This window comes from Pseudactinotalea terrae (assembly GCF_009733845.1).
Classification (GTDB): Bacteria; Actinomycetota; Actinomycetes; order Actinomycetales; family Beutenbergiaceae; genus Pseudactinotalea; species Pseudactinotalea terrae.
This window is the reverse complement of the sequence record NZ_WNXZ01000001.1, coordinates 13,807-36,523: the sequence shown is the minus strand read 5'-3', so window position 1 is coordinate 36,523 and position 22,717 is coordinate 13,807. Positions and strand designations below refer to the sequence as shown.

At 70.7% G+C, this 22,717-nt stretch carries 25 protein-coding genes; 6 read left to right on the top strand and 19 right to left on the bottom strand.

Annotation, left to right across the window (positions count from 1 at the left end; translation table 11 throughout):
* Positions 1-38 precede the first annotated feature (38 nt).
* Genes GPA03_RS00205 through GPA03_RS00190 form a run of 4 tightly spaced genes read left to right on the top strand, consistent with a single transcriptional unit; the run spans position 39 to position 4,018 of the window.
* Positions 39-824 carry an SDR family NAD(P)-dependent oxidoreductase gene (locus GPA03_RS00205; RefSeq protein WP_156250004.1) on the top strand — a complete coding sequence of 262 codons (786 nt, stop codon included), beginning with the start codon at positions 39-41 and terminating at the stop codon, positions 822-824.
* Complete coding sequence (locus GPA03_RS00200) at positions 821-2,389, top strand: acyl CoA:acetate/3-ketoacid CoA transferase (protein ID WP_156250003.1); 1,569 nt, start codon at positions 821-823, stop codon at positions 2,387-2,389. The genes GPA03_RS00205 and GPA03_RS00200 overlap by 4 nt, the downstream gene beginning before the upstream one ends.
* Complete coding sequence (locus GPA03_RS00195; protein ID WP_156250002.1) at positions 2,386-3,159, top strand: enoyl-CoA hydratase/isomerase family protein; 774 nt, start codon at positions 2,386-2,388, stop codon at positions 3,157-3,159. The genes GPA03_RS00200 and GPA03_RS00195 overlap by 4 nt, the downstream gene beginning before the upstream one ends.
* Positions 3,160-3,169: 10 nt before the next feature.
* Positions 3,170-4,018, top strand: a complete 849-nt coding sequence (locus tag GPA03_RS00190; protein WP_156250001.1) for a shikimate dehydrogenase family protein — start codon at positions 3,170-3,172, stop codon at positions 4,016-4,018.
* On the opposite strand, the gene GPA03_RS00185 is transcribed toward GPA03_RS00190, so the two are convergent.
* The 14 genes from GPA03_RS00185 to GPA03_RS00120 all read right to left on the bottom strand — a co-directional run bounded on the left by GPA03_RS00185 (position 4,009) and on the right by GPA03_RS00120 (position 16,233).
* Positions 4,009-5,208: an N-acetylglucosamine-6-phosphate deacetylase gene (locus GPA03_RS00185; protein ID WP_156250000.1), complete on the bottom strand. Its 1,200-nt coding sequence runs from the start codon at positions 5,206-5,208 to the stop codon at positions 4,009-4,011. The genes GPA03_RS00190 and GPA03_RS00185 overlap by 10 nt on opposite strands.
* On the bottom strand, positions 5,208-5,909 hold the full coding sequence (gene nucS / locus GPA03_RS00180) for an endonuclease NucS (RefSeq protein WP_156249999.1): 702 nt from the start codon (positions 5,907-5,909) through the stop codon (positions 5,208-5,210). The genes GPA03_RS00185 and nucS overlap by 1 nt, the downstream gene beginning before the upstream one ends.
* A gap of 29 nt (positions 5,910-5,938) precedes the next feature.
* Positions 5,939-6,352, bottom strand: a complete 414-nt coding sequence (locus GPA03_RS00175) for a DUF2550 family protein (RefSeq protein WP_156249998.1) — start codon at positions 6,350-6,352, stop codon at positions 5,939-5,941.
* A gap of 4 nt (positions 6,353-6,356) precedes the next feature.
* Entirely contained in the window at positions 6,357-6,632 is a 276-nt protein-coding gene (locus GPA03_RS00170; RefSeq protein WP_156249997.1) for a F0F1 ATP synthase subunit epsilon, read from the bottom strand.
* Position 6,633: 1 nt separating this feature from the next.
* Positions 6,634-8,100, bottom strand: a complete 1,467-nt coding sequence (gene atpD / locus GPA03_RS00165) for a F0F1 ATP synthase subunit beta (RefSeq protein ID WP_156249996.1) — start codon at positions 8,098-8,100, stop codon at positions 6,634-6,636.
* 26 nt (positions 8,101-8,126) lie between these two features.
* Positions 8,127-9,020: a F0F1 ATP synthase subunit gamma gene (locus GPA03_RS00160; RefSeq protein ID WP_156249995.1), complete on the bottom strand. Its 894-nt coding sequence runs from the start codon at positions 9,018-9,020 to the stop codon at positions 8,127-8,129.
* 2 nt (positions 9,021-9,022) lie between these two features.
* Entirely contained in the window at positions 9,023-10,657 is a 1,635-nt protein-coding gene (atpA, locus tag GPA03_RS00155; RefSeq protein WP_156249994.1) for a F0F1 ATP synthase subunit alpha, read from the bottom strand.
* Between the two features lie 48 nt (positions 10,658-10,705).
* Positions 10,706-11,521, bottom strand: a complete 816-nt coding sequence (locus tag GPA03_RS00150; protein ID WP_156249993.1) for a F0F1 ATP synthase subunit delta — start codon at positions 11,519-11,521, stop codon at positions 10,706-10,708.
* Entirely contained in the window at positions 11,521-12,105 is a 585-nt protein-coding gene (locus tag GPA03_RS00145) for a F0F1 ATP synthase subunit B (RefSeq protein ID WP_156249992.1), read from the bottom strand. Before GPA03_RS00145 ends, GPA03_RS00150 begins: the two co-directional genes overlap by 1 nt.
* Positions 12,106-12,137: 32 nt before the next feature.
* Positions 12,138-12,350: an ATP synthase F0 subunit C gene (atpE, locus tag GPA03_RS00140; protein WP_277754840.1), complete on the bottom strand. Its 213-nt coding sequence runs from the start codon at positions 12,348-12,350 to the stop codon at positions 12,138-12,140.
* Positions 12,351-12,425: 75 nt separating this feature from the next.
* Positions 12,426-13,109, bottom strand: a complete 684-nt coding sequence (gene atpB, locus GPA03_RS00135; protein ID WP_156251264.1) for a F0F1 ATP synthase subunit A — start codon at positions 13,107-13,109, stop codon at positions 12,426-12,428.
* 312 nt (positions 13,110-13,421) lie between these two features.
* Entirely contained in the window at positions 13,422-14,006 is a 585-nt protein-coding gene (locus GPA03_RS00130) for a Cg1360 family ATP-synthase-associated protein (protein ID WP_156249991.1), read from the bottom strand.
* Positions 14,007-14,041: 35 nt separating this feature from the next.
* Positions 14,042-15,157 carry an MraY family glycosyltransferase gene (locus GPA03_RS00125; protein WP_156249990.1) on the bottom strand — a complete coding sequence of 372 codons (1,116 nt, stop codon included), beginning with the start codon at positions 15,155-15,157 and terminating at the stop codon, positions 14,042-14,044.
* Positions 15,154-16,233 (bottom strand): L-threonylcarbamoyladenylate synthase, encoded by a 1,080-nt coding sequence (locus GPA03_RS00120; protein WP_156249989.1) that lies wholly within the window; start codon positions 16,231-16,233, stop codon positions 15,154-15,156. Before GPA03_RS00120 ends, GPA03_RS00125 begins: the two co-directional genes overlap by 4 nt.
* A gap of 53 nt (positions 16,234-16,286) precedes the next feature.
* Between GPA03_RS00120 and GPA03_RS00115 the strand changes: the two genes are divergently transcribed.
* Positions 16,287-16,679, top strand: a complete 393-nt coding sequence (locus tag GPA03_RS00115; protein WP_156249988.1) for a VanZ family protein — start codon at positions 16,287-16,289, stop codon at positions 16,677-16,679.
* Between the two features lie 23 nt (positions 16,680-16,702).
* On the opposite strand, the gene GPA03_RS00110 is transcribed toward GPA03_RS00115, so the two are convergent.
* From GPA03_RS00110 to rho, 3 genes are read right to left on the bottom strand one after another with little or no spacing between them, the layout of a single operon-like run.
* Entirely contained in the window at positions 16,703-17,623 is a 921-nt protein-coding gene (locus GPA03_RS00110; protein ID WP_206673417.1) for a N5-glutamine methyltransferase family protein, read from the bottom strand.
* Entirely contained in the window at positions 17,623-18,708 is a 1,086-nt protein-coding gene (gene prfA, locus GPA03_RS00105) for a peptide chain release factor 1 (RefSeq protein WP_156249987.1), read from the bottom strand. The genes GPA03_RS00110 and prfA overlap by 1 nt, the downstream gene beginning before the upstream one ends.
* 10 nt (positions 18,709-18,718) lie before the next feature.
* Positions 18,719-20,653, bottom strand: coding sequence for a transcription termination factor Rho (gene rho / locus GPA03_RS00100; RefSeq protein ID WP_156249986.1), 1,935 nt, complete (start codon positions 20,651-20,653; stop codon positions 18,719-18,721).
* Positions 20,654-20,847: 194 nt separating this feature from the next.
* Between rho and GPA03_RS00095 the strand changes: the two genes are divergently transcribed.
* Positions 20,848-21,336: a pyrimidine dimer DNA glycosylase/endonuclease V gene (locus GPA03_RS00095; RefSeq protein WP_156249985.1), complete on the top strand. Its 489-nt coding sequence runs from the start codon at positions 20,848-20,850 to the stop codon at positions 21,334-21,336.
* Here GPA03_RS00095 and GPA03_RS00090 read toward each other — a convergent pair whose 3' ends face one another.
* Both GPA03_RS00090 and GPA03_RS00085 read right to left on the bottom strand, forming a co-directional pair.
* Positions 21,337-22,074, bottom strand: a complete 738-nt coding sequence (locus GPA03_RS00090; RefSeq protein WP_241681002.1) for a glycosyltransferase family 2 protein — start codon at positions 22,072-22,074, stop codon at positions 21,337-21,339.
* Positions 22,075-22,085: 11 nt separating this feature from the next.
* Positions 22,086-22,715 carry a DUF2238 domain-containing protein gene (locus tag GPA03_RS00085; protein ID WP_156249983.1) on the bottom strand — a complete coding sequence of 210 codons (630 nt, stop codon included), beginning with the start codon at positions 22,713-22,715 and terminating at the stop codon, positions 22,086-22,088.
* Between the last annotated feature and the right edge of the window lie 2 nt (positions 22,716-22,717).

Genomic DNA, 22,717 nt, shown 5'->3' with positions numbered 1-22,717 from the left:
TCTACCCGAACTGAAAGCGCTTCCTGGAAATTGGATCAATGACGACGACTCTCCCAGGTGCCGCCCGCACCTCGAACCGGCTCGACGGCAAGGTCGTCCTCGTCACGGGCGGAGGGACCGGGCTCGGCAGCGCCGTCGCGCTCGCGGTCGCCCGCGCCGGCGGCGACATCGCCCTCACCTTCCACACGAGCGAGCACGGCGCCGAGAAGACCGCAGCAGCGGCTCGCGAGCTCGGGGTCCGTTGCCTGACGCGATCGCTCGACGTCCGCGACCAGCAGGACGTCGTGGGCGCGGTCGCGTGGGCGGTGGAGAGCTTCGGCCGGCTGGACGGGCTCGTCAACAACGCGGGCGTGATGCCGGAGCACCCGTTCCTCGAGATCACCGCGGACCAGTGGGACGACGTGCTCCGCACCGACCTCACCGGGGCGTTCTACGCCAGCCAGGCCGCGATCCCGGCGATGCTCGCCGGTGGCGGCGGCTCGATCGTCAACATCGCCTCGCGGCTGGGCCAGGTCGGCTGGCCGAAGGTCGCCCACTACGCCTCGGCCAAGGCGGGCACGATCGCGCTCGTGAAGTCGATCTCCCGCGAGTTCGGCCAGCAGGGGATCCGGGCGAACGCCGTCTCGCCGGGCGTGATGAACACCGACATGGGGCGGACCGTGATGGAGGGCGAGATCGGGCGCAAGCGCATGGCCGAGCTACCGCTGGGTCGCTTCGCAGAGCCCGAGGAGGTGGCCGACGCCGTGGTGTTCCTGCTCTCGGAGGACTCCGCGCTGTTCCTGGGGCAGACACTGTGCCCCAACGCCGGCGGGCTGATGCCATGAAGGTCGTCGCACCACGCGAGGCGGTCGGGCTGCTCGAGGACGGCGACGCGGTCTGGATCGGCGGCTCCGGTGCCGGGCACGCCGTGCCGCAGGCGTTCATCGAGGCTCTCGCGGCGACCTACAGCGAGCTGGGCAGTCCCCGAGGGCTCACGACCGTCCGCGTCGTCGGCATCGGCGACTTCGCCGACGTCGGGATGTCACAGCTCGCCCTCGCCGGTCTGCACGCTCGCACGATCACCAGCAACATCGGCAACGAGCCCCGTCTCGGTGCGATGGTCCGCGCCGGCGAGCTCGAGGCGTACTCCTTCCCGCAGGGGGTGCTCTCGGCCCTGTGCCGCGAGATGGCGGCCGGGCGGCCCGGTCTGGTGACCGACGTCGGGCTCGGCACCTACGTGGACCCTCGGCAGACCGGTGGCAGGCAGAACGACGTGACGACGACCGACCTGGTCGAGGTGGTGCAGCTCGCGGGAAAGGAGTGGCTGTTCTTCCCGGCGCTGCCGATCGACGTGGCGGTGATCAGGGCGAGCACGGCCGACGAGGACGGCAACCTCACCATGGAGGCCGAGGCCGTCCACGGCGACTCGCTGGCGCTGGCGATGGCCGCCCACAACAACGGCGGGATCGTGATCGCGCAGGTGGCCCAGCTCGCCCAGCGGCACAGCCTCAAGCCTCGCGACGTGCGCATCCCGGGAGCGCTGGTCGACCACGTGATGGTGGTGCCGGACCAGTCGCAGACCTACGCGACCCCCTACTCCCCCTACTACGCCGGTCAGCTGCGACGCCCCGACCCGGAGCCGATGGCCACCGGCGATGTCGGCATCCGGGAGATCATCGCCCGGCGCTCGCTGCTCGAGTTCCGCCCGGGTGACATCTGCAACCTCGGCTACGGCGTCAGCCAGCTGATCGGGGAGATCGCGGCGGTCGAGGGCATCACCGGCGACCTGACACTCACCGTGGAGCAAGGCATCTTCGGAGGCGCTCCGGCGGGAGGTGCCGACGGTGGTGCGGGCGTCAACTTCCAGGCCATGCTCGAGCAGCCCTCGATGTTCGACTTCTACGACGGCGGCGGTCTGGACATCGCGAGCCTGTCGTTCGCCGAGATCGACGCCGAGGGTAACGTCAACGTGCACGAGTTCGACGACAGGCCACGCGGCCCCGGCGGCTTCATCAACATCGCCAACCGGACCGGGCGGATCAACTTCGTGGGCAGCCTGACCGCGCGCGGCCTGCGCACGAGCGTCGTCGATGGCGGGCTGCGGATCGACCGGGAGGGCAGCCAGCGCAAGCTGGTGCCGCAGGTGCGGCAGATCAGCTTCAGCGCGGCGCGCGCCCGCGACAAGGGGCAGCACGTCACCTACATCACCGAGCGTGCCGTCTTCGTGCTCGGTAAGCACGGCCTCGTGCTCACCGAGATCGCCGACGGCGTGGACCTCGAGCGCGAGGTCGTCGCCCAGATGGGTTTCCGCCCCCAGATCTCACCGGAGCTTCGCTCGATCGACCCCCGGGTGTTCCGAGCGGGCCGGATGGGGCTGGCGACCAATTTCGCGCAGGAGGCGAACCGATGAGCGACCTCGTCTCCCTCGAGCTCGGAGCCCGCTGCGAGATCCGGCTCGAGGCACCACCGATGAACCTGGTCAGCCGCGAGCTCACCGCCCAGCTCAGGGAGGCGCTGCAGCAGGTCGCCCAGTACGAGGAGGCCAGGGTCGTCGTCCTCTCCAGCGCCGGTGAGCGCACGTTCTGCGCCGGCTCGGACATCGCCGAGTTCGCAGGTCTGCACGGCCGGGGTGCCGAGGGAAAGCTGCTGCTGGAGAAGCTCGTGTACCGGCAGCTCGCGATGCTGCCGGTGCCGGTGATCGCGGCCATCGAGGGTCACGCGCTCGGTGGCGGGCTGGAGCTCGCGCTCTGCTGCGACCTCCGGGTCGCCAGCGAGCACTCCACGCTCGGTCTGCCCGAGCTCCGGCTCGGTGTCGTGCCCGGCAGCGGCGGGACGCAACGGCTGGCGCGCGTGATCGGTCTCGGCCGGGCCAAGGAGATGATCCTGCTCGGGGAGCTGATCACCGCGAGACGGGCCGAGGAGATCGGGCTCGTGAACCGCGTCGTCCCCAGTGGCGAGGCGCTCACGGTGGCCCGGCAGCTGGCCGATGAGATCGCCGCGCGCGGTCCTCTCGCGGTGCGTCACGCGAAACGCCTGATCGACGCCTCGGTGGACCGCCCGCTCGACGAGGGCATGGCACTGGAGCTCGACGCCTCCGAGGACGTGTTCGCCAGCGCGGACATGCTCGAGGGCGCACGCGCGTTCAAGGACAAGCGCACCCCGCGCTTCACGGGGCGGTGACGGAGAGCCGATGCGACAGGCAGCACTGCTCGGAACCCCGCTGCGGCGGCGCCACTCCCCCGCGATGCACAACGCCGCCTTCAGGGCCTTCGGGATCGACGGCGAGTACGTCCTCCGTGACATCGGCGCGGGCGAGCTGGCGGCCGAGGTGCAGCGCGCGCGCGACGAACGCTGGTTCGGCTTCCAGATCACCGCGCCGCACAAGCGGGCGATCATGCCGCTCCTGGACGAGATCGAGCCGGACGCGCTCGCGATCGGCGCCCTCAACTGCGTCGAGGTGAGCGATGACGGCCGGTTGATCGGGTTCAACACCGACGTGATCGGGTTCATGGCCGGTGCGGAGCAGCTCGTGGGCGGTCCGGTCACGGGTCTGAAGGTCGTGGTGGTCGGCACCGGTGGTGCTGCGCGATCGGCCGTCTACGGGCTCGCCCGTCAGTCCCCCGCGCACCTGACGGTTGCCGGCCGGTCAGCCGGCGCGGCCGCCGACCTCGCGTCCGAGCTCGCCCCGGGGGTCGCGACCTCGGCGCTCGCACTCGAGGATCCCCGCCTCGCGCGCGAACTCTGCCGGGCGGACCTGCTGGTGAACGCGACGAGCGTCGGCATGCTGAGCCCCGGACCGGTCGTTCCCGTCGGTCTGCTCGGACCCGGCACCGCTGTCTACGACGTCGTCTACGTGCCGCGGAGCACCGCGCTGCTCGAGCAGGCTCGGGCAGCCGGCCTGCGGTGCCTCAACGGGGAGACGATGCTGATCACGCAGGCGGCGATCACCTTTCAGCGGTGGACCGGCTCACCCGACCCGAGCGCGGTGATGCGAGAGGCGGCCGAGCCGCTCTTCGCCGATCCGAACGCTCAGCCCTGAACCGGGCGCAGCTCGCGGTCGGTGACGACCAGGTCGGCCTGGTAGCCCGCACGGATCGCACCGAACGCGCGGCCGACCTCGCTGTGGCCGATCACCTCGGCCGGCACCAAGGAGGCGGAGCGGACGGCATCAGGCAACGCCACACCGGCCGCGACGGTGGTGCGCACGACGTCGAGGAGGTGGGCGGTGCCGCCGGCGATCGAGCCGCCGTCGGTCAGGCGGGCCACGCCGTCGGCGACGCTGACGCCCTGGGTGCCGAGCTGGTAGGTCCCGTCGGGCATGCCTGCCGCAGCCATCGCATCGGTGACCAGCGCGATGTTGTCGGCGCCGACCATCTCGAACACCTCGCGCACGAACTCGGGCGCCAGGTGGGTGCCGTCCCCGATGAGCTCGACGACCAGCTGACGCCGGGCAGCCGATGCGAGCGCGGTCGGCACCGGGCCCGGCTTCCGATGGTGCATCGGCGGCATGCCGTTGCAGAGGTGGGTGACGGTCGCCCGCGGCGAGCGCGCGGTCTCGCCGTGGGCGGCGAGCGCGGCCACGCCGGCCTCGACCGCCGTGCGGGTGGTGGTGGTGTCGGCGTCCGTGTGCCCCCAGGAAGGCAGCGCACCGCCTGCGACCAGAGCCTCGAGCACGCCGCCCGGGCCGAGCATCCCGGGTGACTCCGGTGCCACGGTCATCGTGACGATGTGACCACGCCCGAGCTCGAGCAGCTCGCGGGTGAGCGCCGCGTCGGCGTCGATGATCAGCTCGGGGTCCTGCGCGCCACAGCGCGCGACCGACAGGAACGGGCCCTCGAGGTGTATCCCGGCGATCAGGCCCTGGTCGGCGGCATCCGCCAGCAGCGCGACGCGCTCCCGCAGCACCGCGGGCGCCGCGGTCACCAGCGAGGCGAGCATGTGGCGCGTGCCGTGCGCCCGGTGCTCCTCGACGGCGGTGCGCACCTGCTGGAGGTCGGTCGCGTCGGGGAAGGATGCCCCGCCGCCACCGTGATTGTGCAGATCCACCAGACCGGGCAGCACGACGTGCTCCGGTGCAGCCGGGATCGCGGCCACAGCCTCGCCCCAGCCCGCCCCGGGGGCGGCCGAGGCCTCCCCCACCCAGGCGACCACGCCGTCGTCGACCACGACGGCACCATCGGGAAGAACGGCTTCGGGGGTGACCACAGCACCCCGGATGACCTGCGGCATCAGAACAACCTCGAGTCCACGTCGTCGACGCCACGCATCGCGTCGTAGTCCAGCACCAGGCAGCGGATGCCCCTGTCGGTCGCGAGCACGCGCGCCTGCGGCTTGATCTCCTGCGCCGCGAACACACCGGTGACCGGCGCGAGCAGCGGGTCGCGGTTGAGGAGCTCGAGGTAGCGGGTGAGCTGCTCGACACCGTCGATGTCACCGCGGCGCTTGATCTCGACCGCGATGTGCCCGGCGGTGGCGACGGGACCGCGAGCCAGGATGTCGACCGGACCGATGGCCGTCGGGTACTCCCGCCGCACGAGCGAGTGGCCGGCTCCGAGCAGGTCGACCTGCTCGGCCAGCAGCTTCTGCAGATGCGCCTCCACGCCGTCCTTGACCAGGCCGGGGTCCACACCCAGCTCGTGACTGGTGTCGGCGTGCACCTGGTGCAACGAGACGACGAGCTTGTCGTCGCTCTTGGTGTTCTGCACCGTCCACACGGACGTCACCCCCGCCTCGGCCTGACTCTTCTCAGGCTCCGACTCGGTAAGCCTGCACGGCGGCGACATCCAGTTCAGCGGCTTGTACGAGCCGCCGTCGGAGTGCACCAGGACGGAGCCGTCGGCCTTGACCAGCAGGACTCGGCGGGCGAGCGGGAGGTGGGCGCTGAGCCGGCCGGAGTAGTCGACCGAGCAGTCCGCAACGACGATACGCATCGGGATTCGATGCTAGGCCATCGCGGACATCAGATGACGTCCCTGCGCCGGGCGCTGGGCGGAGAGGCCTCGAGCCACGAGACCAGGCCCTCGAATGCGGCCGGCGCGGCAGCGATCTGGAGCGGCTCGGTGTGGTCGAGGCAGCGCGCCTCGACGATCACCCGGTCGTGGACAGGGTCCTGCCGCACGGTGCGCTCGAGGATCACGAGCTCGCTGCGGTCCCAGCGGTACCGCGGGCTGCGCGACAACGACACGACGTCGTACCAGACCAGCGCCTCGTGCGTGTACATCGCGATCCCGGGTACCCAGTGCGATCCCGAGTGCAGCGAGCACTGGAACGAGCCGACGCGCGCTGCGATCGACCTCAGCCGCCAGAGGAAGACCAGCGCCAGGGCGAGTGCGAGCAGCGTGACCACCGCGAGGATGATGAGCGCTGCTCGCATCGGGTCAGCCGACGGAGTCCAGCCCGGCCGCGGCCGAGGCGTCGAGGACGATCGTGACCCGGTCGTGGTCGACAGAGAAGAACCCGCCGTCGACCTCGAGCTCGACCGAGGAGCCCTGCGTGGGCGTGACGATCACGCGACCCGGGCGGAGCACCGAGAGCACCGGCTGGTGCCCGGCCAGCACACCCATCGAACCCTCGGCAGCAGGGGCGCTGACCGACGTGGCCTCGCCCTCCCAGAGGACGCGGTCAGGCGCGACGACCTCGACGTTCAGCGGCACCTCAGCCCAGCTCCTTCTGGATCTTGTCCCAGTTGCGCTCGAGGTCCTCGAGGCCACCGATGTTGAAGAAGGCGCGCTCGGTCACGTGGTCGTACTCGCCGTTCGCGATCTTGTCGAACGCCTCGATCGTCTCGCTCAGCGGAACCGTCGAACCCGGCACGCTGGTGAACTTCTCGGCCATGTAGGTGTTCTGCGAGAGGAACTGCTCGATGCGACGGGCACGGTTGACCGTGATCTTGTCCTCTTCGGACAGCTCGTCGACACCGAGGATCGCGATGATGTCCTGCAGCTCCTTGTTCTTCTGCAGGATCGACTTCACCTGGTTCGCCACCCGGTAGTGGTCCTCGCCCACGTAGCGCGGGTCGAGGATCCGGGAGGTCGAGGCCAGCGGGTCCACCGCGGGGTACAGACCACGCGAGGCGATGTCTCGCGACAGGTTCGTGGTCGCGTCGAGGTGCGCGAACGTGGTGGCCGGGGCCGGGTCGGTGTAGTCGTCCGCGGGCACGTAGATCGCCTGCAGCGAGGTGATCGAGTGACCACGGGTCGAGGTGATGCGCTCCTGGAGCTGGCCCATCTCGTCGGCCAGGTTGGGCTGGTAGCCCACCGCGGAGGGCATGCGGCCCAGCAGCGTGGACACCTCGGAGCCCGCCTGCGTGAAGCGGAAGATGTTGTCGATGAACAGCAGCACGTCCTGCTGCTGCACGTCGCGGAAGTACTCCGCCATCGTCAGCGCCGACAGCGCCACGCGCAGACGCGTGCCCGGCGGCTCGTCCATCTGGCCGAAGACCAGCGCGGTCTTGTCGAAGACGCCGGCCTCCTCCATCTCGCCGATGAGGTCGTTGCCCTCACGGGTGCGCTCACCGACACCGGCGAACACCGACACACCACCGTGGTCCTGCGCCACGCGCTGGATCATCTCCTGGATCAGCACGGTCTTGCCGACGCCGGCGCCGCCGAACAGGCCGATCTTGCCGCCCTGCACGTACGGGGTGAGCAGGTCGATGACCTTGATGCCGGTCTCGAACATCTCGGTCTTCGACTCGAGCTGATCGAACGCGGGCGCCTTGCGGTGGATCGGCCAGCGCTCGGTCACCTCGAAGGTCTCGCCCTCCTCGAGGTTGAGCACCTCACCGATGACGTTGAAGACCTTGCCCTTGGTGATGTCGCCGACGGGGACGCTGATCGGCTCGCCGGTGTCGCGGACCTCGGCGCCACGGACGAGGCCGTCCGTGGGCTTGAGGGCGATGGCGCGCACGATGTTGTCGCCGAGGTGCTGCTCGACCTCGAGGGTCATCTCGCTCGCACCCTGACCCGGCAGGTCGACGGTGGTCTTGAGCGCGTTGTAGATCTCGGGGAGCTCATCGGGCGGGAACTCGATGTCGACGACGGGGCCGATCACGCGTGCGATACGGCCGACCGCAGGCTTCTGCTCCTGCTCGGAAACGTCGGGGGTGACGGTGGCGGTCATGATGTCCTGTCCTCGTTCGGTGGCGCTCAGCTGGCGGCCAGGGCGTCCGCGCCGGAGACGATCTCACTGATCTCCTGCGTGATCTCCGCCTGGCGCGCGGTGTTCTTGAGTCGGGTGTACATGCTGATGAGGTCTTCGGCGTTGTCGACGGCGGCGCGCATCGCACGCTGTCGGGCCGCGAGCTCAGAGGCAGCGGCCTGCAGCAGCGCGTTGAAGATGCGGCTGCGGATGTAGCGGGGCAGGAGTGCGTTGAGCACCTCGACCTCGCCGGGCTCGAACTCGTACAGCGGCAGCAGGCCCTCGCCGGGCTCGGCGACACCCTCCACGACCTCGAGGGGCAGCATCCGGATGACCCGGGGCTCCTGCGCGACCATGCTGCGGAAGCGGGTGTAGACGACGTGCATCTCGGCCACCCCGCCCTGGTCGGCAGGGGCTGCGAAGGCCTGGAGCAGCGTGTCCGCGATGTCGTCGGCGACGTCGACCTTGGGGTTGTCGGAGTCACCGGTCCAGGTCTGGACCATCTCGACGCCCCGGAAGGTGTAGAAGCTGACGCCGCGGCGACCGGTCACGTAGAGGGCGACCTCCTTGCCCTCGGAACGCAGCACGTCGCGCAGCCGCTCCGCCTCGCGCAGCACCGTCGCGGAGTACGCACCGGCCTGGCCACGGTCCGCCGTGACGACCAGCATCGCGACCCGGTTGGTGTCGGTGCGCTCGCTCGTGAGCCGGTGCTCGACGTTGCTGTGCGTGGCCACGGCCGAGACCGCACGCGTGATCGCTCGCGTGTACGGCGCGGCCTGCCCGGCGCGTTCGCGTGCCTTGGTGATGCGCGAGGCTGCGATCAGCTCCATGGCGCGGAACATCTTCTTCAGAGTCTCCGTGGACCGGATCTTCTGGTTGTAGACGCGTTGCTGGCCACCCATGGTCAGGCTCGCTTCTGCTTGACGATCTGCTCCTGGTCGATGTCGACATCCTCGGGGTTCTCCGGGACGTCGTCCGAGATCAGGCTCTGGCCGTCGCTGCCGCGGAACGTCTGCCGGAAGTCGGCCACACCCTTCTCGAGCGCCTCGACCGTGGAGTCCTCGAGCTTGCCGGACTCACGGATCGCACCGAGCACGTCGCTGTTGCGGCGCAGGTGGTCGAGCAGACCCTGCTCGAAACGGTGCACGTCGGCGAGCTCGACCTCGTCGAAGTGGCCGTGGGTGCCCGCCCAGATCGCGACGACCTGCTCCTCGGCGGGGTACGGCGAGTACTGGGGCTGCTTGAGCAGCTCCATCAGTCGCGCACCTCGGGTCAGCTGCTGCCGCGAGGCCGGGTCGAGGTCCGAGGCGAACATGGCGAAGGCCTCGAGCGAGCGGTACTGCGCCAGGTCGATCTTCAGCGTTCCGGAGACCGACTTCATCGCCTTGATCTGCGCGTCACCACCGACTCGGGAGACCGAGACACCGACGTCGACGGCGGGGCGCTGACCCGCGTTGAACAGGTCGGACTGCAGGAAGATCTGGCCGTCGGTGATCGAGATGACGTTGGTCGGGATGTAGGCCGACACGTCGTTCGCCTTGGTCTCGATGATCGGCAGCCCGGTCATCGAACCCGCACCGAGGTCGTCGCTCAGCTTGGCGCAGCGCTCGAGCAGGCGGGAGTGCAGGTAGAACACGTCACCGGGGTAGGCCTCGCGGCCCGGCGGGCGGCGCAGCAGCAGCGACACGGCGCGGTACGCCTCGGCCTGCTTGCTCAGGTCGTCGAACACGATGAGGACGTGCTTGCCCTGGTACATCCAGTGCTGGCCGATGGCCGAACCGGTGTAGGGGGCGATGTACTTGAACCCGGCCGGGTCGGAGGCGGGAGCAGCGACGATCGTCGTGTACTCCAGCGCACCGGCATCCTCGAGCGCACCGCGCACCGCGGCGATCGTCGAGCCCTTCTGGCCGATCGCCACGTAGATGCAGCGAACCTGCTTGCTCGGGTCGCCGGTCTCCCAGTTGGCCTTCTGGTTGATGATCGTGTCGAGCGCGATCGCGGTCTTGCCGGTCTGGCGGTCACCGATGATCAGCTGACGCTGGCCACGCCCGATCGGGATCATGGCGTCGATCGACTTGAGGCCGGTCTGCAGGGGCTCGTGCACGCTCTTGCGCTGCATCACGCCGGCGGCCTGGAGCTCGAGGGCGCGGCGGCCGTCGGTCTCGATCTCGCCGAGGCCGTCGATCGGGTTGCCCAGCGGGTCGACGACACGGCCGAGGTAGCCCTCGCCGACCGCGACAGAGAGCACCTCGCCGGTGCGGCGGACCTGCTGGCCCTCCTCGATACCGGCGAACTCGCCGAGCACCACGACACCGATCTGGCGCACGTCGAGGTTCTGCGCGAGGCCGAGCGTGCCGTCCTCGAAGGTGAGGAGCTCGTTGGCCATGGTGCCCGGCAGGCCCTCGACGTAGGCGATGCCATCGGCAGCGAGGGTGACGGTGCCGACCTCCTCGCGTGCGCTGGCGGCCGGCTCGTAGGAGCTCACGAAGCTGTCCAGGGCCGCGCGGATCTCGTCCGGCTTGATCGTCAGCTCGGTCATCGTCGAACTCTTTCTGTCGTCTGCTTCAAGAAGTGTGGTTGTACGCGCTCAGCCTGCGAGGCGCCGGCGGGCTTGGTCGAGTCGGGCTGCGATGGTCGCGTCGACGACCTCGTCACCCACCTGGATGCGGAAGCCACCGGTCACGGCCGGGTCGACCGCGATGTTCAGCTGCACCTCGCGCCCGTAGGCCTTGGCGAGCGAGGCGCCCAGGCGCTCCTGCTGCGCGGTGGTGAGCGGGGATGCAGCGGTCACGACCGCGACGAGCTGACGACGCCGGCGGGCAGCGAGCTCGCTGATGCGCGTCAGCGCTGCCGTGAGGGTCCGCGACCGCAGCGACCGCACGGCCCGGGTGACCAGGGCGAGCGTCTCGTCGCTGACCTTGCCGCTGAACACCGAGGTGAGCAGCTGCTCGCGGCGCTCGGCGGTGGCGTCACGGTCGCCGAGAGCGAACCGGAGGTCGCGGTTGTCGGCCAGCACGCGCGTGAGGCGGAACGTGTCCTCCTCCAGCTGCGTGAGCTGGCCCTTGGACTCGGCGGCCGCCAGGTAGGAGACCAGGCCGAGCTCCTCGATCGAGTCGGCGAGGTCCGCGTCGTCCGACCAGCGGGTCCGCACCATGCCCGAGACGAGCTCGACGACACGGTCGTCGACCTTGCCCGCGAGCAGCTGGGACACCACGGCGGCCTTGTCGTCACCCTCGCGGGTGGGTTCGGTCAGTGCGCGGCGCAGCCCGGCGGAGCCATCGAGCGCGTCGACGACGGCGAACAGCTGCTCGCCGTAGGTCGCCGCTTCGGCCCCTGCCTGCTGCAGCACCGACTCCCACGCGGTGGAAGCGGCGCGCAGGCTCGCCTGGCTGGTCGCGCGCATCAGACCTGACCCGGTTCCGCGTCGGTGCTCGAGGCCACGACCCTCTCGTTCTCGCCCGCCAGACCGGCGTCGAGATCGTCGAGGAAGCGGTCGATCACGCGCGACTGCCGTGCGTCGTCGGCGAGCGACTCGCCCACGATGCGCGACGCGAGCTCGGTGGCCAGGCCGCCGACCTCCTCGCGCAGCGAGACGACGGCGGAGGCACGCTCGGCCTCGATCTGACGATGCGCAGCCTCGACGATGCGAGCAGCGTCGGCCTGGGCCTTCGCCCGCGCCTCCGCCACGATCGCGGCGCCGTCGTTGCTGGCGCCCTCCTTGATGTCCGCGGCGACCTTGCGAGCCTCGTCGAGCTCGGCGTCGGTCTGAGCCTTGGCCTCGGCGGCCTCGGCCTGAACCTTCTCGGCGAGCGCGATGCCGCCCTCGATCTTCGCTGCGCGCTCATCGAGGATCGCGTTCAGCTTCGGGAGGAGGTACTTGAAGAAGAACACGGCGATGATCACCGTCACGAGCAGCGACCAGAACCAGTCGTAGACGTGAGGGATGAAGATCTCGATGCCGCTAGGCGTGTGATCCGCTGAAATCATGAAGGACTCCGTCCGGGGGGTGCCTGTCTGGATCAGAACAGGAAGCCGGCCACCAGGCCGAGCAGCGCGAGCACCTCGATGAGGCCCGCACCGATGAGCATGTTGGTGAACAGACGGCCGGCGACCTCGGGCTGGCGCGCGATGGCCTGCTGGGTCTGACCGATCATGACGCCCAGGCCGATGCCGGGGCCGATCGTCGCGAGGCCGTAGCCGATGGTGGCGATGTTGCCAGTGATGCCTTCCACGGGGATTTCCTTCCTAGGTGGCGCTCGGGGTGAGCGTCATCGGGGGTCGTACAGATGGAGACGTATGAACGTGTGTCAGTGAGACTCTTCGAGCGAGAAGTTCAGGTACACGACCGAGAGCAGCGTGAAGATGAACGCCTGCAGCACGGCCACGAAGATCTCGAACCCGGTGATCGCGATACCGGCGGCGAAGGTGACGGCGCCGAGCGGCTTCATGATCGCGTCGGAGTAGAGGAACAGGGTGTGCGTGCCGACGAAGCACAGTACGAGCATGATGTGGCCGGCCATCATGTTGGCCACGAGCCGCAGCGCGAGCGTGACGGGCCGGATCACGAAGAGCTGCAGCGCCTCGATCGGGATCAGCAGGATCAACATCGGCCAGGGCACGCCCGGCGGGATCAGCTGAGCCTTGAAGTACTTGCCGGCTCCGTGCATGCGCACGCCGACCACGAGGTAGGTGACGAACACCCAGAGGGCCAGCAGCGCCGGCAGGCCCATGCGTGAGGTTCCTGCGATGTTGAGGAACGGCACCACGCCGGCGAGGTTCATCGCCAGGATCGTGAAGAAGATGACCGTGAACATGCCGACGTAGGGCTTGGCACGCTCTTTGCCGAGCGTCTGCTCGACGATCTGGACGCGGACGAAGTCCAGCCCCATCTCCACGAGGCTCTGACCGCGGGTCGGGATCAGCCTGGCCTTGCGAACCGCGAGCCACAGCAGCAGCACGAACAGCACGGTGACGACCAGGCGCACGAGCATCACCCGGTCGAGCGCCCACCAGTCGCCCTGCGTACCCCAGATGTAGGGGTAGGGGAAGAAGTCGTCGACTGACGGCAGCGAAGGAGCGCCCTCGTGCGACGCCTCAGCGAGGACGGGGGCCGAGCTCAGGGTCGTGGACAGCGTTCACTCCTGCGGGTCGTGGGCACGCGCGCCAGCCGTGCGGTTTGCACAGCCAGCGCCACCGAGGTGATCTGCGGCTTGGCTACGTCGATCGTAGCGGCGTTGAACCGTGCTCCGGCGGGCGGGATCTGGCTAAACCCTACCGGACGCGCGGGGTTGGTCAGGTACGCCTCAGTGCCGTTCGTCAGCGTCCTTCTCGGGGTCGGGCGCGGGCTGCTGGGCCCCTCTCCCCGCGAGATCTCGCGGTTCTGTGCCCGGCGTCGGGGGGCCGCCGTCCCGGGTGGCACCCGGTGTGACGCTACTCACGTCCGGCATCCCGGGCTCGACCGCGGGAATCCTGGCATTGGCGACGGTGGCGATCTCGATGGCGACCGCGCCGAGGACCACCACGACCAGGGTGCCGAAGAAGACACCGCGGTGGTAGAAGGTCTGCTGGCTCAGCCACAGCATGACGACCACCACGAGCGCCATCTTGACGATCCAGCCGCCGATCATGACCAGTTGCAGCAGCTCTGGCCCGCGGCCGGCGAGCCAGCGCAGGATCGCGACGGTGGTGAACGTGAACACCAGACCCAGCGCTGCTGCGAGGAGCGCACCCCACAGCCCGGCGGTCCCGCCCACGAGCAGGCCCACGAGGACGCCCAGCACCGCGACGGCCGCCGTGAACAGGAGCAGCCTGCGCTGCACGGTGCGGAACAGGTTCAGCATCGCCTCGGTCCGCACAGGCGGATCGTTGAACATCATGGGCCCTGACATGAGCACTAGCGTCCCACGACCTCGAGGGGCGCCGCTCAGCGCCCCAGCTTGGGGAAGGGCTGCCGCGGCAGGCGCAACGTGGCCCACACCGCGAGCGCCACGCCGGCCAGGATCGCGCCCATCAGCAGCGACACCGGGATCCCCGGGATCACGAAGGCAGCCGCACTGAAGGCCACCACAGCGGTCCAGATGTACATGATGAGCACAGCCCGGCGGTGGGAGTGGCCGAAGTCGAGGAGCCGGTGGTGCAGGTGCATCCGGTCCGGGTGCACGGGCGACTTCCCGGCCAGCACCCGGCGCACGACGGCGAGCCCCATGTCGAGCAGCGGCAGCAGCACGACGGCGACCGGCAGCAGGATCGGCACGAGCGCCGGCAGCGTCGTGCCGACGGGGTCGCGCGCGGGGTCGATCTGCCCGGTGACGAGGATCGCGGCCGCCGCCATCGTCAGCCCGAGGAACATGGCGCCGGAGTCGCCCATGAAGATCCGCGCGGGGTAGAAGTTGTGCGGCAGGAACCCCAGGCACACCCCGACGACGCACGCGAGGATCGCCGTCGGAAGGTCCGAGAAGTCGGTGGGGGTGTCGCTGCGGGTGAGGTTGTAGGTGAAGACGAAGAACGCGACACCGCCGATCGCGATGACGCCGGCGGCTAGTCCGTCGAGGCCGTCCACGAAGTTGACCGCGTTGATCGCCACGACGACCACGAGGACCGTCACCACGAGCGAGAGACGCGAGGAGCCGATCACGAGGCCGTCGATGGGGAACTGGATGAGCTGCACGCCTCGCCAGGCGAGAAACCCGGCCGCGAGCACCTGCCCGACCAGCTTCGTCAGCCAGTCGAGGTCCCAGATGTCGTCGGCGACGCCGAGCAGGCACACCACGGTCGCCGAGATCAGGATCGCCCACGGCAGGTCGCCCGGGGCGTCGGAGAAGATCGGGTCGAGGAACGGCATCTGCGACGCGATCGTGAGCGTCACGCCGAAGCCGATCAGCATCGCCAAGCCCCCGAGGCGCGGGATCGGCACGGTGTGCACGTCGCGGTCACGCACCGCCGTGATGGCGTGCGTGCGCTGCGCGAGCACCCGCGCCAGCGGTGTCGCCAGGAAGGTGACGACTGCCGCGATCGCCATCAGCAGCAGATAGATCCTCACGGGGCGGGCGTCTCCGAGGTGTCAGCGGGATCCTCGCCAGGTTCCTCCTGCTCGGCGGCAGCCTTCTCGGGCTCCACCCGTGGTGCCCGGCGAACGCGGCGAGGTGCGATCGTCACGTCGTCCGCGCCCGGCGTGACGGGTCGGGGCGTGGTCTCTGGCTCGGGGGCGGGTTCGGTCACCTCCGGCTCCGGCACGGACTCGGCGACGTCGGCGACGTGCGGCTCGACCTCTGGCGCTGCTTCATGCTCGACGACGTCGGCTACCTCCGGCTCGGCCTCGGACGCTGCCTCAGGCTCGACGACGTCGGCGCCCTCGGCCACCTCCGGCTCGGCATCGATCTCGGCCGTTGCCTCGGGCTCCGCGTCAGGCGCGGGCTCGCCCTCCGGCGCCGGCTCGGGCTCGGGCTCCGGCTCCGGCTCGGGCTCGGGCTCGGGCTCGGGCTCGGGCTCGGGAACAGCGATGCCGAGGTCCTCGGCGCTCAGCGTGCCCTCTCGGACGATCCTGAGCTCGGGCCCGGTGGCGTCCACGATGGTGGAGGCCACTCCCCCGGGCGAGGTCCCGCCGTCGAGATAGACACGCACGGACTCGCCGAGCATCGCGGCGGCCTCGGCCGCCGTGGTCGCCGCAGGCGAACCGGTGGTGTTGGCGCTCGAGACCGCGAGCGGTCCGGTGCGCCGCAGCAGCGCGAGCGTGAGCTCGTGGTCCGGCATGCGCAACGCCACCGTGCCGTTGGTCTCCCCCAGGTCCCACTGCAGCGAGGGCTGCGCCTGCAGGATCACGGTGAGCGGACCGGGCCAGTGGGCCTCCACCATCGTCCGGACCTCGGCGGGGATCGCGTCGGCGAGCCCGTCCATGGTGCGGATGTCGCCGATCAGGACCGGCGGCGGCATCTGCCGGCCGCGGCCCTTGGCGTCGAGCAACGCCTGCACGGCATCGGGTTTGAACGCGTCCGCGGCGATGCCGTAGACGGTGTCGGTCGGAAGGACCACCAGGCCACCGACGGCGAGCGCCTTCGTCGCCTCGTCGACGTGAGGCCACCAGGTGGCCGAATCGGTGCAGTCACGCAACGCAGTCACGACGGCGATCCTCCCACGGCTGGGTGGTGTCGGTGGTCGTAGGCTCGAGCGCGATGTCCACCACCGAAGCCGTCACGCGCTCACCCAGGCGAATCCTGCGGGACGCGGTGGTCTGGGGCGCCCTCGGCCTCGCCGTCGCCTCCAACCTGTGGGGCCTGTACGCGCAAGGACAGCCCGGCCCTGCGATGTTCCCGGGCTTCGACAAGGTGGCGCACCTCGGCAGCTTCGCGTTCCTGATGCTGACTGGTCTCCTCGCGGGCTTCCGGCCGCGACCGCTCGCCCTGGTGCTGGCCGCGCACGCAGCGCTCTCCGAGGTGGTGCAGCACACGCTGCTGCCGGCGCGCTCCGGGGATGTCACCGATCTGGTCGCCGACATGGCCGGCGTGGCCCTGGGGTGGCTCGCCTGGCGTGCGATCACCTGGTGCCGCAGCCGGGGCGCGCGATGACCGCTGCCTGCCGGGCGCACCGCTCAGGCCGGTCCGCCTGAGCCCTCCGGCAGCAACCGAGCACGCAGATACCGGTCCCGCCCGGTGAGGTCGCGCTCCGTCGTGATCTCGGTGAATCGCCCCGCCTGCTCGGCCAGCAGCCGCGTGCCGGCCCCCTGACCCTCGGCGTGCTCCATCACCAGCAACCCACCGGGTCGCAGCAGCCGCAGGGCTGCCTGCACGACGGCGGCCGGGATCCGCAGCCCGTCCACTCCCCCTCCGTAGAGGGCGAGGTCGGGATCGTGGTCACGGACCTCGGGGTCGATCGGGACGGCGTCGGGTGGGATGTAAGGAGGGTTGGCCACCAGCACGGCCACCTCGCCGTCGAGATCGGCGAGCAGCCCGGCGTCCTGCACGTCGCCCACCTCGACGCGGAACGGCAGCTTGCCCACCGCACCGAGGTTGGTGCGGGTCAGGCGCGCGGCATCGGGCGAGGCGTCCACGGCCACCACGCGGGCCGGTGTCTCGGAGTCGACCGCGGCAGCGATCGGCCCGGATCCGCAGCAGAGGTCGACCACGAGGGGGTTCGGCTCCCCCGCGCGCACCAGCCGCTGCACCTCCTCGATCGCCGCACCTGCGACGACCTCGGTCTCCGGTCGGGGCACGAAGACGCCCGGCTCCATCCGCAGGGTCACGTACCGGAACACCGTGCGGCCCAGGATCTGCTGCAGCGGCTCTCGCGCCCGCCGCCGCTCGACCAGCTCGGTCATCTGCTCGACCAGTGCGGACGTCACGGGCGGTGCGAGCGCGAGCTCGAGGTGTGGCACTCCCAGCGCGTACGCGGCGAGCTCGAGGGCGTCGTGTCGAGGCGAGGGCACCCCCGCCTCGGCGAGCACCGCCGTCGCGCCATCGATCAGCTGCCGCATGGTCGGCAGGGCGGTGGCACCGCCGGGCAGCTCGCTCATCAGTCGTCGCTGATGCTGAGCCGCTCAGCCTCGTCCATCGTCACGGCGGAGGCGATCACCGGGCCCAGGTCGCCGTCGAGAACCTGATCGAGATTGTGCGACTTGTACCCGGTGCGGTGGTCCGCGATCCGGTTCTCGGGGAAGTTGTAGGTGCGGATGCGCTCGGAGCGGTCGACGGTCCGGACCTGCGACCGGCGCTGCTCCGCTGCCGCGGCCTGGGCCTCCTCCTTCTGCGCGGCGAGCAGCCGGGCACGCAGCACGCGCATCGCGGCCTCGCGATTCTGGAGCTGGCTCTTCTCGTTCTGCATCGAGACGACGATCCCGGTGGGCTCGTGGGTGATCCGCACGGCGGAGTCGGTGGTGTTGACGCTCTGGCCGCCGGGGCCGGACGAGCGGAACACGTCGATGCGCAGATCGTTCGCGTCGATCTCGATCTCGCCGGTCTCCTCGGCCTCGGGGAGCACGAGGACACCGGCAGCGGAGGTGTGGATCCGCCCCTGCGACTCGGTCACCGGCACGCGCTGGACGCGGTGCACGCCACCCTCGTACTTCAGGTGCGCCCAGACGCCGTCGGCCGGCTCAGGGGTGCCGCGACTCTTGATCGCGACCGAGACGTCCTTGTAGCCGCCCAGGTCGGACTCGGTGCTGTCGAGCACCTGGGTGCTCCATCCCTGCCGCTCGGCGTACCTCAGGTACATGCGCAGCAGATCGCCGGCGAAGAGCGCCGACTCCTCACCGCCCTCGCCGGCCTTGACCTGGAGGATGACGTCGCGGGCGTCGTCGGGGTCACGTGGGATCAGGCGTGCGCGCAACGCGTCGCTGGCCTGGGCTGCTGCGGCCTCCAGCGCGGGCAGCTCGGCCGCGAAGGACTCATCCACCTCGGCGAGCTCGCGTGCCGCTTCGGCGTCGTCGGCAGCGGACCGCCATGCGCGGTAGGCGGCAACGACCGCCCCGAGCTCGGCGTACCGCCGGCCGAGGGCCCGCGCCTTCGCCTGGTCGCCGTGCACCGCCGGGTCCGCGAGCTCGCGCTCGATCTCGGCGTGCTCGGCGAGCATCGGCTCGACGACGGCGAACTCCTCGGTCATCGCAGGGCGTTCAGGAGAGCTTGCCGGGCTCGGCCCGGCTGACCGACATCAGCAGCTCGGCGTTCGAGGCGCTCTGCCGGATCCGTGCCAGCAGCGTCTCGAGCGCCGCCTCGGGCTCCAGCTCGCTGAGCACGCTCCGGACCTTGCGGACGGCGGTGAGCTCGTCGGCCGTCAGCAGCTCTTCGGCGTGCGCGGTGCTGGAGGTCAGCGGGTCGACAGCGGGGAAGATCCGCCGGTCGGCGAGAGCACGCACGAGCCGGAGCTCCGAGCTCGCGGTCCCGCCGAGCTCCTCGAGGATCACCTCGTCGGTGGCCGATCCGGTCTCGACGGCGGCGGTTGCCACGATCGTGAGCGAGCCACCGTTCTCGATGTTCCGGGCCGCGCCGACGAGCTTCTTCGGCGGGTACAGCGCAGCGGCGTCGACGCCACCGGAGAGCGCACGACCCGACGGCGGCGCGGTCACGTTGTAGGCGCGGGCGAGCCGGGTCAGCGAGTCGAGCAGGATGACGACGTCCTGGCCCAGCTCCACCAGGCGCTTGGCGCGCTCGACGGCGAGCTCGGCGACCGTGGTGTGATCGGCGGCCGGGCGGTCGAACGGTGAGGCGATGACCTCGCCGGCGACGGTGCGCTGCCAGTCCGTGACCTCCTCGGGGCGGCCGTCCACGAGCACGACCATGAGGTGTGCCTCGGGGTGGTTGGTGGTGATCGCGTTGGCGAGCACCTGCAGCGTGGTGGTCGCGCCCGCCTTCGGGGGCGTCAGGACCAACGCGCGCTGTCCCTTGCCCCACGGCGCCACGAGGTCGACGACTCGACCGGTGGCCTCGCGCGCGGTGGTCTCCAGCCGGAGCCGCTCCTCGGGGTGCAGCGGGGTCAGGTCGGCGAAGTCTGCCCGAGACAGGGCATCCTCCACGGGGCTGCCGTTGATCGAGTCGAGGCGGACCAGGGCGTTGAACTTCTGACGCTGGCTCTCGCCCTCTCGCGGCTGCCGCACCGCTCCGGTGACCGCGTCACCGCGGCGGAGGCCGGCCTTCTTGACCTGGCCGAGCGAGACGTACACGTCGTTCGGCCCGGGCAGGTACCCGCTGGTGCGGACGAACGCGTAGTTCTCGAGCACGTCGAGGATGCCGGCGACCGGGATCAGGACGTCGTCCTCGAGGATCTCCGGCTCCTCCTCGGTGCTGCCGCCCGCCCGGCCGGTCTCGGGCTGACGGCGCTTGCGGTCGCGGTAGCGGTCGCGACCACGGCGACGGCGACCGGGGCGGTCGTCGTCGTTGTCGTCGCCGCCCTCGAAGCTGTCGCTGTTCTGCTCGGGCGCGCCCTGCTGACGGGTTCCGCGGCGGTTGTTGCGGGGGGTCTCCTCGCGGACTGACCGCTCCGTCGGTTCCGGGAACTGGATGATCTCGTCGAGCGAGGCCATCTTCTGCTCGGAGCGCTCACCTGTCTCACCCTGGTCGTTCCCGCGGCCCTGCTGGGTGCCCTGGTTGCCCTGGTTCCGCTGGCTGCCCTGGTTCCGCTGGCCGCCCTGATTCCGCTGACTCCGCTGACCTCGCTGGTTGCGTGGCTGCTGCTCACCCTCCGGCTTGCCCGGCTTGCCCTGGTCCTGCTGCTCCTCCTGGGCCGGGTCACGACGAGGCTGCTGCTCCTCCTGAGCCGGCTCACGACGGGGCTGCTGCTCCCGCGGGGGCTGCTCACGACGACGGCGTGGCTGCTCCTCGCTGGGGGCCTCGTCCCTGGCGGTCTCCGCCAGGGCCGGCTGCTCGGTGCGTGGGCGCTGACCGTTGGTGCGCCGCTTCTCGCGGATCGCTTCCACGAGCTGGGGCTTGCGCATCTTCGAGATGCCCGTGATCCCCAGCCGGCCGGCGAGCGCCTGCAGCTCGGGCATGCGCAGGTCGGAGAGCGAGCCGGACTTGCCAGGCGCTGCGGACTCGGCGGTGGTGTCGGTCACGACGGTCCTTCGAGGGGTTGGGGCGGACGCTGCTACGCGTCACGATGTGCTGAGGATCGAGTGTGCTTCAGAATCGACAGCGGCCTCGGCGCGAACACACCTGCACGACTTGTCGTCGCTGGGAGCCTACCAGCCGGACCACTGGCGGCCTCGCATCGCGCGGCGGGCACCGCCTCGGCTGCGAGAATCGCGGCGTGCGACTGTGGTCCCTGCATCCGCGACACCTCGACCGCCAGGGCCTGGTCGCCTGCTGGCGGGAGGCGCTGCTGGCGCAAGCGGTGCTGGCCGGGCGGACACGCGGCTACCGCTCGCACAGCCAGCTGGTGCGCTTCCGGGAGCAGGCCGACCCGCTGCTGTCCGTCGGTGCCTATCTCGCGGGGGTCGCCGAGGAGGCAAGCTCACGCGGCTATCGCTTCGACCGGTCGCGGATCGACCGCCCCGCCCTGTCGGCGACAGATGGCGAGCACGCGGACGGACTGCGGGATCGGGACGAGCGCAGGCTCGACGACGTCCCCTCGATCCCGGTGACCGACGGGCAGATCGCCTGCGAGTGGCAGCACCTGCTGGCGAAGCTCGCGCTCCGCTCCCCGGAGCGTCATGCCGCTGCCCACCGCCTCACCCCGGAGGTCCACCCGTTGTTCCATGTCGTCCCCGGCCCGGTGGCCGCGTGGGAGCGGGTCTGATCAGACCTGTTCCCGGGCAGTGCCGCCGTCGACGCCGCTCCGTAGCCGCGCCGCCCAGCGACTCCAGGGCGGTGACCCGGCCCACCCGAGCCGGAGCGTGCGGAAGGCGCGGCGGAACCGCCGCCGCATCTGGGCGGCGCCGCGGACCGAGCGCCCCGAGGCACCCACGACCAGGGAGGGGATCCGCACCACGGTGGTGGTCCCCAGCGCGAAGGCGAGATCCATGTCGTCATGGATCTCGGGGTCGTGGCGGTGGACCCGGTCGCGCACCTGCCACCACACGTCGCGGCGCATCGCCATGTTCGAGCCCCACAGCACGGGGTTGGCCACGGCGGCGTACCCCAGCAGGTGGTACGCGCCGAGATAGAGACGGGACACGGCGGCACCGAGCGGGGGCGTGAGGTCGTAGAAGGTGCCGCCGCCGGTGACGGCGACGGCGTCCGGCCGCCGAGCCAGCTCGGCGATGATGCCTTCGACCCAGTGGGCTGGTGGCCGGGAGTCGGCATCCAGGCGCGCGATGATCTCGCCGACAGCGGCGTCGTAACCGGCCGCCGCGGCCGGTGCGATACCCAGGACCGGCTCCTGGATGACCCGCGCACCGTGGGCCGTGGCCACCTCGGCGGAGCGATCGGTGGAGGCGTTGTCCACGACGACCACCTCGACCGGCGCGACGGTCTGCTCGGCCAGCGCCGCCAGCGCGCCGGCGAGCTGATCGGCGTCGTCGCGCACAGGGATCACCACGCTCACCCTCACCGACCGCCTCCCGTTCCGGAGCGCAGCATCCGGCCCAGCAGGAGGCCGGCGACCGCTGACCCGACGAGGCCGGCAGCCAGGTCTCCGATCGTGTCGCCGTAGCTGACGAAGACACGGGAGTCGATGTAGGTGTGGCCCACCCACTCGGCGATCTCCCAGATCACGGCGAGCAGTGCGCCGAGCCCGGTCGTGACCAGCACCGCGTCCCACCGCCGGGCCAACGTCGGCGCCGATCCTGGCCGTCGCAGCGGTGGTCCGGTGAGCAGCGCGGCCGCGACCGCCGCGAGCAGACCGGTGAGCAGCGCGTGCGCGACGACGTCGAGCCAGGGCACCCGCTGGTAGCCGTCGAGGAGCGCCGTCCAGGTCGAAGCCACGAGAGCGAGCACCCCTACGGCCTGCAGGGCTCCGGGAAGCGGCACCAGCCGCACCACGACCACGCCCAGCAGCACGAGCGCGACGAGGGCGACCGCCACCGGGCCGTACCAGAGGCCCGCGAGCAGGCTGAGGACCGCGAGCGCGCTGCCCACGTCCGCGGTGCGCCGCGCCCACGGCGGACCATCCACTCGCAGTGCCAGCTGCGCGTGGACGCGTACGCCGGCGGCATGTCCGGTCGAGGTCTCAGGCATCG

Bases quoted from the DNA above. Each gene is read 5' to 3' on its own strand.
- GPA03_RS00085 (WP_156249983.1), bottom strand. From the start codon at position 22,715: ATGCCTGAGACCTCGACCGGACATGCCGCCGGCGTACGCGTCCACGCG.
- GPA03_RS00205 (WP_156250004.1), top strand. From the start codon at position 39: ATGACGACGACTCTCCCAGGTGCCGCCCGCACCTCGAACCGGCTCGAC.
- GPA03_RS00130 (WP_156249991.1), bottom strand. From the start codon at position 14,006: ATGTCAGGGCCCATGATGTTCAACGATCCGCCTGTGCGGACCGAGGCG.
- GPA03_RS00145 (WP_156249992.1), bottom strand. From the start codon at position 12,105: ATGATTTCAGCGGATCACACGCCTAGCGGCATCGAGATCTTCATCCCT.
- prfA (WP_156249987.1), bottom strand. From the start codon at position 18,708: ATGACCGAGGAGTTCGCCGTCGTCGAGCCGATGCTCGCCGAGCACGCC.
- GPA03_RS00115 (WP_156249988.1), top strand. From the start codon at position 16,287: ATGTCCACCACCGAAGCCGTCACGCGCTCACCCAGGCGAATCCTGCGG.
- GPA03_RS00195 (WP_156250002.1), top strand. From the start codon at position 2,386: ATGAGCGACCTCGTCTCCCTCGAGCTCGGAGCCCGCTGCGAGATCCGG.
- atpD (WP_156249996.1), bottom strand. From the start codon at position 8,100: ATGACCGCCACCGTCACCCCCGACGTTTCCGAGCAGGAGCAGAAGCCT.
- nucS (WP_156249999.1), bottom strand. From the start codon at position 5,909: ATGCGTATCGTCGTTGCGGACTGCTCGGTCGACTACTCCGGCCGGCTC.
- GPA03_RS00200 (WP_156250003.1), top strand. From the start codon at position 821: ATGAAGGTCGTCGCACCACGCGAGGCGGTCGGGCTGCTCGAGGACGGC.
- GPA03_RS00110 (WP_206673417.1), bottom strand. From the start codon at position 17,623: ATGAGCGAGCTGCCCGGCGGTGCCACCGCCCTGCCGACCATGCGGCAG.
- GPA03_RS00175 (WP_156249998.1), bottom strand. From the start codon at position 6,352: ATGCGAGCAGCGCTCATCATCCTCGCGGTGGTCACGCTGCTCGCACTC.
- GPA03_RS00185 (WP_156250000.1), bottom strand. From the start codon at position 5,208: ATGCCGCAGGTCATCCGGGGTGCTGTGGTCACCCCCGAAGCCGTTCTT.
- GPA03_RS00150 (WP_156249993.1), bottom strand. From the start codon at position 11,521: ATGCGCGCGACCAGCCAGGCGAGCCTGCGCGCCGCTTCCACCGCGTGG.
- atpB (WP_156251264.1), bottom strand. From the start codon at position 13,109: ATGCTCGTGCGCCTGGTCGTCACCGTGCTGTTCGTGCTGCTGCTGTGG.
- GPA03_RS00160 (WP_156249995.1), bottom strand. From the start codon at position 9,020: ATGGGTGGCCAGCAACGCGTCTACAACCAGAAGATCCGGTCCACGGAG.
- atpA (WP_156249994.1), bottom strand. From the start codon at position 10,657: ATGACCGAGCTGACGATCAAGCCGGACGAGATCCGCGCGGCCCTGGAC.
- GPA03_RS00190 (WP_156250001.1), top strand. From the start codon at position 3,170: ATGCGACAGGCAGCACTGCTCGGAACCCCGCTGCGGCGGCGCCACTCC.